The organism is Rhodococcus sp. 7Tela_A2 (genome assembly GCF_049311045.1).
Classification (GTDB): Bacteria; Actinomycetota; Actinomycetes; order Mycobacteriales; family Mycobacteriaceae; genus Rhodococcus.
In genome coordinates this window covers 1-12869 of the sequence record NZ_JAXION010000016.1, presented here as the reverse complement: position 1 = coordinate 12869, position 12869 = coordinate 1, and the positions used below count along the sequence as shown (strand labels likewise).

General features: G+C 66.5%; 14 protein-coding genes. 4 read left to right on the top strand and 10 right to left on the bottom strand.

Annotation, left to right across the window (positions count from 1 at the left end):
* The first annotated feature begins 4 nt into the window (after positions 1 to 4).
* Complete coding sequence (locus tag TVH25_RS05095; protein WP_422423496.1) at positions 5 to 1456, top strand: metallopeptidase; 1452 nt, start codon at positions 5 to 7, stop codon at positions 1454 to 1456.
* Positions 1457 to 1494: 38 nt separating this feature from the next.
* On the opposite strand, the gene TVH25_RS05090 is transcribed toward TVH25_RS05095, so the two are convergent.
* From TVH25_RS05090 to TVH25_RS05080, 3 genes are all read right to left on the bottom strand, one after another.
* Positions 1495 to 2382 (bottom strand): tetratricopeptide repeat protein, encoded by an 888-nt coding sequence (locus TVH25_RS05090; RefSeq protein WP_169620705.1) that lies wholly within the window; start codon positions 2380 to 2382, stop codon positions 1495 to 1497.
* 93 nt (positions 2383 to 2475) lie between these two features.
* Positions 2476 to 2835 (bottom strand): DUF3817 domain-containing protein, encoded by a 360-nt coding sequence (locus tag TVH25_RS05085; RefSeq protein WP_169620413.1) that lies wholly within the window; start codon positions 2833 to 2835, stop codon positions 2476 to 2478.
* 101 nt (positions 2836 to 2936) lie between these two features.
* Positions 2937 to 4127: an acetyl-CoA C-acetyltransferase gene (locus TVH25_RS05080; RefSeq protein WP_169653186.1), complete on the bottom strand. Its 1191-nt coding sequence runs from the start codon at positions 4125 to 4127 to the stop codon at positions 2937 to 2939.
* 102 nt (positions 4128 to 4229) lie between these two features.
* Here TVH25_RS05080 and mce point away from each other — a divergent pair, with 102 nt between their 5' ends.
* A complete protein-coding gene (gene mce, locus TVH25_RS05075; RefSeq protein ID WP_169620411.1) occupies positions 4230 to 4715 on the top strand; it encodes a methylmalonyl-CoA epimerase in 486 nt (161 codons plus the stop codon).
* Between the two features lie 90 nt (positions 4716 to 4805).
* Positions 4806 to 6059: a hypothetical protein gene (locus TVH25_RS05070; protein ID WP_296549318.1), complete on the top strand. Its 1254-nt coding sequence runs from the start codon at positions 4806 to 4808 to the stop codon at positions 6057 to 6059.
* Positions 6060 to 6071: 12 nt separating this feature from the next.
* Here TVH25_RS05070 and TVH25_RS05065 read toward each other — a convergent pair whose 3' ends face one another.
* From TVH25_RS05065 to nucS, 3 genes are all read right to left on the bottom strand, one after another.
* Positions 6072 to 6746, bottom strand: a complete 675-nt coding sequence (locus TVH25_RS05065; protein WP_296549319.1) for a DNA alkylation repair protein — start codon at positions 6744 to 6746, stop codon at positions 6072 to 6074.
* 127 nt (positions 6747 to 6873) lie between these two features.
* Positions 6874 to 7200 carry an ATP/GTP-binding protein gene (locus TVH25_RS05060; RefSeq protein WP_169620409.1) on the bottom strand — a complete coding sequence of 109 codons (327 nt, stop codon included), beginning with the start codon at positions 7198 to 7200 and terminating at the stop codon, positions 6874 to 6876.
* A 2-nt stretch (positions 7201 to 7202) separates the two neighbouring features.
* On the bottom strand, positions 7203 to 7877 hold the full coding sequence (gene nucS / locus TVH25_RS05055) for an endonuclease NucS (RefSeq protein WP_296549320.1): 675 nt from the start codon (positions 7875 to 7877) through the stop codon (positions 7203 to 7205).
* Between the two features lie 42 nt (positions 7878 to 7919).
* Here nucS and TVH25_RS05050 point away from each other — a divergent pair, with 42 nt between their 5' ends.
* The gene (locus tag TVH25_RS05050) at positions 7920 to 9464 is read left to right on the top strand and encodes an adenylate/guanylate cyclase domain-containing protein (RefSeq protein ID WP_169620407.1); all 1545 of its coding nucleotides are present in this window, start codon (positions 7920 to 7922) and stop codon (positions 9462 to 9464) included.
* 13 nt (positions 9465 to 9477) lie between these two features.
* Here TVH25_RS05050 and ehuA read toward each other — a convergent pair whose 3' ends face one another.
* The 4 genes from ehuA to ehuB are packed head-to-tail and all read right to left on the bottom strand — an operon-like array spanning position 9478 to position 12580.
* A complete protein-coding gene (gene ehuA / locus TVH25_RS05045) occupies positions 9478 to 10242 on the bottom strand; it encodes an ectoine/hydroxyectoine ABC transporter ATP-binding protein EhuA (protein ID WP_169653184.1) in 765 nt (254 codons plus the stop codon).
* Between the two features lie 49 nt (positions 10243 to 10291).
* Positions 10292 to 10936, bottom strand: a complete 645-nt coding sequence (ehuD, locus tag TVH25_RS05040) for an ectoine/hydroxyectoine ABC transporter permease subunit EhuD (protein WP_169620405.1) — start codon at positions 10934 to 10936, stop codon at positions 10292 to 10294.
* Complete coding sequence (gene ehuC, locus TVH25_RS05035) at positions 10933 to 11670, bottom strand: ectoine/hydroxyectoine ABC transporter permease subunit EhuC (protein WP_169620404.1); 738 nt, start codon at positions 11668 to 11670, stop codon at positions 10933 to 10935. Before ehuC ends, ehuD begins: the two co-directional genes overlap by 4 nt.
* Before the next feature lie 16 nt (positions 11671 to 11686).
* A complete protein-coding gene (ehuB, locus tag TVH25_RS05030) occupies positions 11687 to 12580 on the bottom strand; it encodes an ectoine/hydroxyectoine ABC transporter substrate-binding protein EhuB (protein ID WP_169620403.1) in 894 nt (297 codons plus the stop codon).
* Positions 12581 to 12869 lie beyond the last annotated feature (289 nt).

The following is a 12869-nucleotide window of genomic DNA, read 5'->3' as shown; positions in this document are numbered from 1 at the left end:
CAACGTGAGACGGACACGCCGGTTCGAGCGGGTGGCGGTGCCGGTGATCGCGATGGTTCTGCTGGCAGGGTGTGCGCAACAGATCGACGGCACGCCCGTGTCGGTCTACGACAACCCCTTCACGGTCGCCGGCCTGCCCGTCACGAGCGGGTACAGCGGGCCCCGTGACGGGGTTCCCGACGCCGGGGTCGTCATCGAGAACACCGACGGTGGTCCCATCGACACTCTCGCGGGCAACGCGATCGGCGATATCGAGGACTACTGGCGTGGAGAGTTCGGAACGATCGCGAAGGGTTCGTTCGAGCCGGTGTCCACCATCATGTCGTGGGATCCCTCCGAACGGCGCGGCCCCCGGTTCTGCGGGGAACCGACGTTCGACTTCGTCAATGCGGCGTATTGCAGTCTCGGCGACGTCATCGGATGGGACCGCTCCTATCTGATGCCCCAGCTGATCGAGGACTTCGGCCCGATGGCGGCCGTCATGGTCCTCGCGCACGAGTACGGACACGCGATCCAGTACACGGCGGGCCTGATCGCCGACGACGACCCCGGCATCGTGTTCGAACAGCAGGCCGATTGTTTCGCCGGTGCGTTCATGCGACACGTCGCCGAGGGGCGTGCGGCGCATTTCGAACTCGACACCTCGGACGGTCTCAACAAGGTGCTCGCGTCGATGGTGCTGTTCCGCGACACCGATCCCAACGACCCGGATTCCATCCACGGTTCGGCGTTCGAGCGGGTCACCGCCGTCCAGATCGGCTTCACCGACGGCGCCGCGGCATGCGCGGAGATCGACGCCGCGGAGGTGGAGACCCGCCGCGCGGACCTGCCGCAATACTTCGACGGCAGCGACGACGGCGAGCTTCCGGTCACCGCGGACTCCGTCGACCTCATCTTCCGGTCGTTCGAGCGCGTATTCGAGCTGGCAGACCCGCCGGCACTGGATCTTTCGGGAGCCGAACTCGCGTGTGCGGACGCCGCGTTCACCTCCCCGGTGTCGTACTGCCCTGCCACGAACACGATCGGAGTGGACCTCGCCGCGCTCACCGAGCGCAGCACACCGGAGGACTCCTCCGGCAACGAATTCAGCGCCGATGTCCGCGGCGACTACAACGCGTACGTGCTGATCGCGTCGCGGTATGCGCTGGCTGTCCAGCACGCGAACGGTCAATCGCTGACCGAGCCTCGCACGGCGCTCCGCGCGGCATGTCTGTCGGGCGTGATCAGCGCCGCGCTGAGCCCGATGAGCCCGCTCGCGGCCGAGGCGGGGCCCGACGCGAACATGGTGTGGCTCTCCCCCGGTGACCTCGACGAGGCGGTGTCCGGTCTGCTCACCGACGGCCTGGCCGCGAGCGACGTCAACGGCAACACGGTCCCCAGTGGCTTCTCACGGGTCGACGCGTTCCGCACCGGCGTGCTCGGCGGTGAAGCAGCGTGTAACGGCCGCTACCGGTAGGCAGCGGCCGTTACACACGTGTGGTCGGTCGTGAAGTTCTAGTAGAGCGCCATGGCGAGCTTGCGCCGCGCCGAGACCACGAAGTCCTCTGCCGGGTCGAACAACTCGAACAGTTCGAGCAGCCGGGTACGCGCCGCGGTGCGTTCGTCACCCGCGCTGCGACGGACGAATTCGATCAGGCGTGCAAACGCCGCTTCGGGGTCCTGAGCGAACAATTCGGCGTCTGCCGCCGCCAGTTGAGCGTCGAGATCGGCCGGGGCCGCGTCTGCGCGCTCGACGGCGTCGGCGGGGAGTTGCTGCGCACGGCCGAGGAACCGGACCTGCCGCAGTGCGGCCTGCGCGTCCGTGTTGTTCGGCTCCGAGTTGAGGATCAGCCGGTAGGCGGCCTCGGCGCCCTCGAAATCGCCCTGCTCGAGAGCCTGCTCCGCAGCCTCGAAACGCGGGTCGACGGGCTGTTCGGCCGGTTCACCGTCGGCGCTCGGGGGCCCCGACAATTTGCCGGCGACGGCCTCGCGGATCGCGTCGAGCCACTGCCGGAGCGCGGCTTCGGGCTGGACGCCCTGGAAGTCGGCAAGAGGCTGCCCGGCTGCTATCGCGACGACGGTGGGCACCGACTGCACACCGAACGCCTGGGCGATCCGCGGGTTGGCGTCCACATCGACCTTCGCGAGCACCCATTCGCCGCCGGCTTCTGCGGCAAGCTTCTCGAGGGAGGGGGTCAGCTGCTTGCAGGGCTCGCACCACGTCGCCCAGAGGTCGACGATCACGGGCACCTGCATCGAGCGCTCGAGAACCTCGGCCTCGAACGTCGCTTCGGTGACGTCGATGATCGACGGGATTGCGCCGGAGGCACCGGCACTCGGCGGAGGTGGCGGTGGGGCGGTGGCCCTCGCCTTGAGCGGCGCGAGATCCACCGCGCCGGACATTGCTGCGGCTGCGGCAGCGGAACGTGCTGGACGGGAACCGGGTCGAGTCACGCTCTCCAGTTTGTCATGCCCGGGCGGTGGTGTGCCGGGCGGTCAGGCAGCCGTGTCGACTTTTTCGGCGCTTTCGGGCGCGGAGAGTTCGGCGAGCCGGCCGGTGCGCACAGCCCAGCGCTCGAAGACGATGGTGCCGAACGGCGGGACACTCGAGACGAGCGCCAGGAAGGTGGTCTTCAGGTCCCACTTCAGCGCCCACGCGGTGAGAAGCGCGATGAGAACGAACGGAATGAAACCGGCCACGCCGTGCACCATGCCCGGGATGGCGATCGCTTCTTCGTACCCGAGCACCCACTTGAAGAACATGGCGATCAAGAGCGCGAGCCACGTCACAGCTTCCCAGATCGCCACGAGGCGGAACCGCTTCGCGGGGGTGGACAGGTCGAAGATGTTCGTCATGGCGCCCATTGTGCCGGAGGACTACGACGACCCGTAGTGGGGGTGAGAGACATCACGGCCCCGGCGGAGTGCGCCGGGGCCGTGATCGTGCTCAGTGCGCGTCAGGCCTTCGGCACGCGAACGATGAGCGCATCGCCCTGGCCGCCGCCGCCGCACAGCGCAGCCGCGCCGATGCCACCGCCGCGACGCTTCAACTCCAGCGCGAGGTGCAGGGCGATGCGGGCACCGGACATGCCGAGGGGGTGCCCGAGCGCGATGGCGCCACCGTTGACGTTGACCTTGTCGGCGTCGATGCCGAGTTCACGGGCCGAGACGATGCCCACCGCCGCGAAAGCCTCGTTGATCTCGATCAGATCGAGGTCCTGAGGATCGACACCCTCGCGCTCGCACGCCTTGGCGATCGCACGGGCCGGCTGCGACTGCAACGTCGAGTCCGGTCCGGCGACCACACCGTGGGCGCCGATCTCCGCGATCCAGCTCAGGCCGAGTGCCTCGGCCTTGTCCTTGCTCATCACCACGACCGCAGCGGCACCGTCGGAGATCTGCGAGGCCGAACCGGCCGTCACGGTGCCGTCCTTGGAGAACGCCGGACGCAACCTGCCGAGGGACTCGGTGGTGGTGTCGGCGCGAATTCCCTCATCGGCGGCGAACATGATGGGGTCGCCCTTGCGCTGCGGAATGGCGACGGGCACGACCTCCTCGTCGAACAGGCCGTCCTTCCAGGCGCGCGCCGCGTTCTGGTGCGACGCCGCGGCGAAGGCATCCTGCTCCTCGCGCGAGACGAAACGTTCTCCGCTGTTGGCGGACTCGGTGAGGTTGCCCATAGCCTGGTCGGTGAAGATGTCGTGCAGCCCGTCGTACGCCATGTGGTCGCGCAGCGTCACATCGCCGTACTTGAATCCGGCACGGCTCTTCTCGAGCATGTGCGGCGCCTGGCTCATCGACTCCTGCCCACCGGCGACGACGACGTCGAACTCGCCGGCACGGATCATCTGATCGGCCATGGCGATCGCGTTGATGCCCGACAGGCACACCTTGTTGATGGTCAGCGCGGGCACGTCCATGGGAATGCCGGCGGCCACTGCGGCCTGCCGCGCGGGGATCTGACCGGCACCCGCGGTGAGAACCTGCCCCATGATCACGTACTCGACCTGTTCGGGCGCAACGCCGGCCTTCTCGAGGGCGCCTTTGATCGCGACGCCGCCGAGGTCGGAGCCGGAGAGGTCCTTGAGTGAACCCTGCAGGCGCCCCATGGGCGTACGGGCTCCGGCGACGATGACAGAACTGCTCACGGAAACGACCTCCGACGATCGGGGAAATGTGGGGCGCCCAACCGGGCCTGAAACATCACTCCCGATATGAACGCATTCAACGTTAACGCTACCGTCTAGAACATGACCGAGATCTCTCCCACCTCCACGCCGGCCGCTGCGCTTCTCGCGACCGGGCTCGTCACCGCGATCGATCACGTCGGTATCGCGGTGCCCGACCTCGATGCCGCTCTCACGTGGTACGCCGAGAACCTCGGCCTCGTGTCCACACACGAAGAGGTCAACGAGGAACAGGGTGTCCGGGAAGCGATGCTGTCCGTGCCGGGCAGTCCGGAGGGCGCGACCCAGATCCAGCTGCTCGCTCCGCTGAACGAGAATTCGACGATCGCCAAGTTCCTGGACCGCAGCGGTCCGGGATTGCAGCAGCTCGCATACCGCGTGTCCGATCTCGACGCGGTCTCCGCCGCACTCCGGGCCAACGGCGTCCGGCTGCTGTACGACGCCCCGCGTCGCGGCACCGCCGACTCCCGCATCAACTTCCTCCACCCGAAGGATGCGGGCGGCGTTCTCGTCGAATTGGTCGAGCCGGCCGCTCACGCCGCGCACTGAGCCACGCGGACGGATCACGAGTCTGCGTTCCCGCCCGCGTTTCGGCGGGAGCGCAGCGTGTCCTCCGGCCTCAGCAGGTAGATTGTCGCCATGGTCTTCGATCGTGATCGCACCCCCAGCCACCTGCCGTTCTCGATCGTGCGAAAAGGCTTCGACCGCGACGAGGTAACCAACTACTTCGCGCGGTTCGAGGCCGAGTTACGCGTGACCGCGACCGACCGCGACGCCGCGTCCGCGCAGGCCCGCGATCTCGCGCGGCAGCTCGAGAATGCGCGCAACGAGATCGACGAACTCCGCCGCGATGTGGACCGGCTGTCGGTGCCCCCCACCACCGCCGAGGGTATGAGTGACCGCATCTCCCGGATGCTGCGCCTCGCCTCGGACGAAGCATCCGAGTTGCGGGCGCGCGCCGAGGCCGACTCCGCGGAAATGATTTCGCTCGCCGAGCAGGAGGGCATCAGACTCCGCGGCGATTACGAACAGAAGCTCGCAGAGCTCGAAGAACGGCGCCGCGCATTCGAGGACGAGCACAAGCGGACGATGGCTGCCGCGCGCAAGGAAGCCGACCGCATCGTCGCGGCTGCGCGCGCCGAGGCCGACCGCCACGCCGCCGAGGCCGAAAGCAAGCGGGAGCAGGTTCAGCAGGACTTCGAGATCACGATGGCCGAACGTCGCAGCAAGCTTCTCGGCGAACTCGACAACCTCGAGCGCACGAGCAAGGCCGAAGCCGAACGCCGTATCGATGTGGCGACGCAGGAAGCCGCCCGTCGACTCGCGACTGCCACCGAACAATCCGAGCGCAAGGTCGCCAACGCCCGCGACCTCACGGAGGAAATGCGGATGCTGCGCGGACGCATCCTCGGCCAGCTCGATGCGGTGCGCGAACAGCTCGACGACGTGCCGACCATGCTCGCCGCGATCAACCGCGAAGGCGAGTTGCTCGACCGGGAGATCTCGCTCGATACCCCCCGTCCGGGCGGTGGCAGCACTTCGGCCGGTGGGAACACGGCCGGTGGCGGCGCTCCCCGCGATCGCAACACGGAGGGCGGCACTCCCGCGGCGAAGCCGAAGGCGACCGCGGATACCGAGGGACGGGTTGCCCCGCCTGCGCGAGCGGACCGGGACGACGCGGCAGCCGGTGAGACCGGACGCACCACGGACAGCGGCAAGAACGCCGGCACCGGGAAATCCGACGCCGCCGAGAAGACCGACACCGAGAAGACCGAGACCCCGAAACCCGCCGACGGCGTCCGCGGTTCCGGAACGCAGCCTCGGAACACCACGGGCTCCGGACCGAATATCCAGGGACGTTCCCCCGCGGTCGCCAGCAAGGTCAGAAACTGACGCGTCGCGCGACTACCCTGCTCCCTGGCGGCGGCCTACCATCTCGCTGATCCAGACCGGGGCGTACGGCGACGTGCAGCCCGGTGACGTCGGGTAGTCCTCGAGAACTCTCAACCGCTCCCCGATCTCGAGCGCGCGTTGCCTGTGGTGAGCGTGCTCGATCCCGATCTGGGCGAGGCAGGTGTTCATCGACCATTGCAGTGTGTCGGGAGCATCTTTCATCTCTGTCTCGACGATGTCGAGGAGTCCGTCCAGGTCCAGCCGGGCCGGATCCGTGGCCACCAGTCCGGCGGTCAGATCCCAGCCGGCACTCGCGACCGCCGGGTCCGGGTCACGGAACCAGCGCGCGCGCAGTTCCTCTGCGTGCGGGCTCTTCTTCACGACGTAGCTCACCAGCCAGACCCGCACCTTGGGAGCACGCGCGTCACGCATCATCGCGTCCAGTTCGTCACGCTCGAACGACCTGGGCCGGCAGATCAGGAGCGCGAGCAGCCTCGCCGCTGTGTCCCGGGTGTCCCAGAGCCCCCGCGCGAGCTCGTGCTGGGTCTTCAACCGCTTCGCGAGCGCCCGTAGTCTGCTGAGATTCACGCCGTGGTCGTCGCCGTGTTTCTCGTTGACCGCCCGTGCCTTCGGGTCCTCGAGTGCGGCCAGTTCGGCCATCACATCTGCCACAGTCGTCTCGGCCATCCGTGCCTCCAGTGATCACGTTCCGCCATCGGCCAGCGCACGCCGCCAGACTACGACGTGCAGACGGACACCACCCGCTCTTGCAGGCGGGGACCACTGCCGACCAGGACCAATTGAGCACTGCCGGCTAGGACCACCGACGCGTGGGCCGCCGCGTTCCGCGTCCCTTCCAGCACCCGTTGTGCCAGTGCCGTCTGTCGTCGGCGCCGCCCGGAGTGTCGACGGGCCATGCCACCACGTGTGGTGTGCCGGGCGCGATCTCGTGGTCGCATCCCGGGCACCGGTACGGCTTGGTGGCGCGGCTTCCCGGCACGGTCCGCACCGTGTACCTCTCGTCGTCAGCTCCTGCCGGACCGTTCTCGGTGCGGCTGGTGGCGTAACCGAAGGAGGCGCTCTCCGATTCGGCGTGTCCGCGTCTGCGCGACGACGTAGGGGGACGATTGCGGCGGGGCACCGTCAGAACAATCTGAACTCGGTGCTCTCGGTGCCACGCAGAGCCTCGTAATCGAGGACGAGGCAGCGGATCCCGCGATCCGTCGCCAGGGTCTTCGCCTGCGGCTTGATCTGCTGGGCAGCGAACACTCCGGTGACCGGGGCGAGGAGCGGGTCGCGGTTGAGAAGTTCGAGATAGCGCGTGAGCTGTTCGACGCCGTCGATCTCACCGCGACGCTTGATCTCCACGGCCACCGTGGCGCCGTCGGCGTCCCGGCACAGCAGATCGACGGGACCGATCGCTGTCGGGTACTCGCGCCGGACGAGCGTGAATCCCTGGCCGAGCGTCTCCACGTGTTCCGCGAGAAGTTCCTGCAGGTGCGCTTCCACGCCGTCCTTGATGAGACCGGGGTCCACCCCGAGTTCGTGACTCGAGTCGTGCTCGATCTCCTCGAGCGTGATCCGCAGTTCCTCGCCGGCTTTGTTGGTCACCACCCAGAGCGCCTGCGCCTCGTCGGCCGGTTCCTCGACGAGCCAGCACGGCGGGCTCATCCAGTTGAGAGGTTTGTAGGCGCGGTCGTCGGCGTGGATACTCACCGACCCGTCGGCCTTGACGAGCAGGAGTCGGCGCGCCGTGGGCAGGTGCGCCGTCAGGCGTCCGATGTAGTCCACACGGCAACGGGCAATCACTAGACGCACGGACCTACCCTAGTGGATCTGCTCGACTACTCTCGAACGACCATGCCAGCACGCAGCAACCGCACCGCACCGCTCGGATCCGCGATCCTCGGTGAACCCGCCGAACCCGTCCGGCGGCAGCGCATCCGCATCCAGTTGTTGCTCACCCTGTCGCTGATCGGGACGCACCTTGTGGGGGCGGCGATCGTGGCCGCGCTCATCAACGTGGTGATCCCCGGCCCATCGGTCCTCACCTCCGAATTCCTCGTGATCACCGCGATCCTTGCGCCTGTGTACGTGGGGGTCGCGATCGTCCTGGGGTCGGTCCTGTTCACCCGCGGGGCCCTCCGCCGGTTGCGGTGGGCGCTGGAGAACCGGCCACCCACCGCCGACGAGCAGCGCATCGCTCTCACGATGCCGTGGCGGATCACCCTTCAGCAGGGTGCACTGTGGTTCGTCGGGTTCGTCTTCTTCACCACGTGCTTCGGCATCGTCGACGCCGAGACGATTCCCAAGGTGGCCCTGACCATCACGCTCGCCGGGGTTACCGTGTGCGGTTTCGCATACATGTTCACGGAGTTCGCACTCCGCCCTATTTCCGCGAGGGCCCTCGAAGCGGGCACACCACCACGCCGGAAGTTCGCCGGCACCACCGGGCGGGTGATGCTCGCGTGGGCACTCGGCAGCGCCGTACCCGTCGTCGGGCTGATCTTCGTAGCGGTGTTCACCTTCGTCCGCCCGGTCACCACGACCCGCCTCGCGATCACGATCCTCGTCCTGGGAACGGTTGCGCTGTTCACGGGCTCACTCCTGATGTACCTGACCGTACGATCCACGATCGCTCCCATCGAGTCCGTGCGTTTCGGGATGCGCCGAATCGAAGAGGGACGATTCGACGAAGCGGTCGTCGTCTACGACGGCACCGAACTCGGCCAGTTGCAGGCCGGCTTCAACCGGATGGCCGAGGGCCTGCGCGAACGGGAACGTATGCGGGAGGTGTTCGGTAAACATGTCGGACGTGACGTCGCAGCGGCAGCGCTGAACCGGGCGGAGACCCTCGGTGGTGAGGAACGGGACGTCGCGGTGCTGTTCATCGACATCATCGGGTCCACCGGGATCGCGGCGAGCCGACCCCCCTCCGAGGTCGTGGAACTGCTGAACCGATTCTTCGCCGTCGTCGTCGACGAGGTCCATTCCGCCGGAGGCTTCGTCAACAAGTTCGAGGGTGACGCCGCGCTTGCGATCTTCGGTGCCCCGGTTGCCGTCGACGATGCCCCCGGGCGGGCACTGGCTGCCGCCCGGAAGATGGCGCAGCGTCTCGAGGCCGAGGTACCCGAATGCCGTGCGGGCATCGGCATCACCGCCGGGATTGCGGTGGCCGGCAACATCGGTGCCGAGGAGCGGTTCGAGTACACGGTGATCGGAGACCCGGTCAACGAGGCGGCACGTCTCTCCGAACTCGCGAAAACCGTGCCCGGACACGTCGTCGCGTCACGCCGTGCGCTCGACGCCACGTCCGGCGCGGAACGCTCCCGGTGGACGCTGGGCGAAGAAGTGGTGCTCCGAGGACGGGCCGAAGCTACCCACCTGGCCGTTCCGTCCTACTGACGATCCCGGGCGCTCATTCTCCCGCGATGATCGCGTCGAGAAATCTCCGTGTTCGCTCGTGTGCGGGATCGGTGAAGATGCGCTCGGGCGAGCCTTCCTCGACGATGCGACCCTGATCGAACATCAGCACGCGATTGGATACGTCTCGCGCGAAGTGCATCTCGTGCGTGACGATGAGCATCGTGATGTCGGTCGTGTCGGCGATGGTGCGCAGCACGTCGAGCACATCCGCAACGAGTTCGGGGTCGAGCGCCGAGGTCACCTCGTCGAGAAGCAGGATGTCGGGGTCCATTGCGAGCGCCCGGGCGATCGCCACACGCTGCTGCTGCCCACCGGACAGCTGCGTCGGATGCGCACTCTCCTTGTCCGACAGTCCGACCGTCGCGAGCAATTCACGCGCGCGCTCCTGCGCTTCGGACTTCTTGCGCCCGAGCACGTGGATGGGCGCCTCCGTGAGGTTCTCCATCACGTTCATGTTCGGGAACAGGTTGAACTGCTGGAACACCATGCCGATGCTGCGGCGCATCGATCGGAGGTGCCGCTCCGACGCGGGAACCAGACGGTCCCCTTTTCGTTCGTGGCTGAGCGGTTCACCTTTGACCCGGATGACCCCGCCGTCCACCTTCTCCAACGTCATGAGCAGACGCAGGATGGTGGTTTTGCCGGAGCCGCTGGGGCCGATCAGCGTCACCCTGTCCCCTGCTGCCACCGTGAAGTCGAGATGATCGAGAACGACGTTGTCGCCGAATTTCTTGACGACCGAATCGAATTCGATCATCGGCACAGTGGACCTGTCGCCCGTGAGGGAGTGTTCCTCGAGGGCCGGATCAGTAGGCAAGTCGACGCTCCAATCTGCGGATGAGCACCGACGTGGGATAGCTCGCGGCGAGGAAGATCAGCCCCGCCATCGTCAGTGGCTCGAGATATTGAAAGTTTCTTGCCCCGAATTGCTGCGCGGCCGTGACCATCTCCACCACGGAAATGGTGAAGAGGTACGGGGTGTCCTTGAACATCGAGACCGCATAGTTGCCGAGAGCCGGAACGACCCGGCGAATCGCCTGTGGCAGGATCACCGCCCGCCACGTTCGGGCGGGTGGCAACGACAGCGCGCGTGCCGCTTCCCACTGCCCCACCGGGACAGCTTCGATCCCCGCCCGGTAGACCTCGGCCATATACGTCGCGTAGTGGATACCGAGTACCGCGATACCGATTTGCAGTGCCGAGAATTGCGGGAGCAGGTAGTAGACGAACAGCAACTGCACGACGAGCGGTGTCAGCCGGATGAACTCGACTATCGCCGAGAGCAGTTTTGCGAGCACCTTGGGGAGCGAGCGCCGCATGATCGCCACGGCCAGACCCAGCACAGCAGCGAGAGCGAAACCCAGCACCGTCGCCAGCAGCGTGATGCGGAAGCCCTCGAGCAACACGGGCAGCGCCTCTCCGGCGCGTTGCCAACTCCATTCGACGGTCACGACTTCACCACCCCCGCGGGTTCGTCCAGAGCCGGCGCGACCCCGAAGATCTCACGCATACTCGGACCGGTGCCGAGGCGACTCTTCGCGCGTACCTCGAGCGCGTTCATCACCAGCGTGAGGATGTACCCGACCACGAAGTAGAGGACGAGGCCGATTCCGAACGCGAACAACGTGTCGCCGGTGTTCTGCCGCAACTGTTCGATCTCGAACGTGAGATCCTGCAGCAGAATGTAACTCGCAAGCGCAGTGCCCTTGAGCAACTGGATGAGGAGATTGGTCAGAGGAGGAATCATCTCCGCCCAGGCCTGAGGAAAGATCACTCGGCGCAGCCGTTGCCAGTACCCGAAGTTCAAGGCGGTCGCCGCCTCCCATTGGGGTCGTGGAACCGACGCGATGGCGCCGCGGACGACCTCCGCACCGTAGGCGCCGTAGTTCAGCGACAAAGCCAGGATGCCGCACACGATCGGTTCGAGGCGGTACCCGAACAGAGGCAGCACATAGAAGAACCAGAACAACTGGACCAGCAGTGAGGTGCCTCTGAAGAATTCGATGAACACACGCGCACTGCCGCGCAGCGCGAGATTCTTCGCGCCGCCGGCAAGGCCCAGCGCAAGCGCCAGAAGGAACGCGAAGAACGCGCTACCGATGGTCAGTTCGAGCGTGACGATGATCCCGTCGAACAGGCGCGGGATTGCATCTCGAAACTGCTCGAAGTTGGACTCCGAAGCCATTGTCCGCAGCCCGCGCTCAGGCGGTGCCCTCGCACAGTGTCTCCGTGGTCAGGTTCGGATCCGGCATCTCCTCCGCGGTGAAGCCGTAATCCCCGACGATCGAGAGGTAGGTGGCCTCGTCCGACGTGATCTTGGCCAGTTCGGCGTTGTAGGCATCGCGGAGTTCGGTGTCTTCCGTGCGGAACACGGTGCCACCCGCTCCCACCTGGGGAACGCCGTCGATTTCGGCGACGAACGACTCGGTGACCTCGACGGGAGCGTTCTCGTTGTTCTGCTTCATCCAGTTCAGGGAGATACCGGTCAGTGCGAAGACATCGGCGCGTCCGTTGATCACCGCGTCCATGCCGTCCTGAGGCGAGGACACCTGCATCGCGTCGATACCGAGCGACGACGCGTAGTCCGACTCGATCGCACCGGTCAGCACAGCCATCCGAACATCCTTGTCCGCGATGGTCTGCATGTCACTGAGCTGCTGAGGGTTGCCCTGAGGAACCATCAGAGCGGTCGTGTAGTTGAACTCCGGCTCACTGAACAAAGCCTGTTCGCACCGCTGGGGAAGGATCGACATGCCGGCGCTGACGACGTCGAATCGTCCAGCCTGCAGACCCGGGATGAGCGCACCGAAGTCGGTGGCCACGCCCTCCACGTTGTCGATGCCGAGGTTCGAGAAGATCTCCCTGTGCAGCGCGACCGTCGCGCCGGTCAGTTCGCCGTCCTGCATGAAGCTGTAGGGCGCCTCGCCGGCGAAGCCGACCGTGACGGTGCCGGAGTCCTGGAGTCGCTGGAGAGTCGACCCCTCGCCCGAGTTGTCGACGCTTGTGCATCCCGTCATGGACGCGCCGACAAGTCCGAATCCCGCAAGAGTGGCCGCGGCCTTCACAATTCCGGCCGAGCCGAACCTGTTCTTCATGGTCTGATCCCTCTCGTCGCCCTAGAACGACCCGGGAGGATGCGCACCGCCGTGCAGCACGATCCAAGCGGATCTTGCACCAGCGGACGTTACCCACATCACGTCGCAAAGCGGGACCCAGAACCACGTCGTTACCATCTCGTAACCTGACGGTTCCGCGCGAACGAAAAAAGGGACCCACACCCGCGGGTCCCCTCCTCCATACAAAACACTGAAGGCCCCCAACACAGTTGGGGGCCTCCAGCAAACGGGTGTTCGGCGGTGTCCTACTCTCCCACACCCTGTCGAG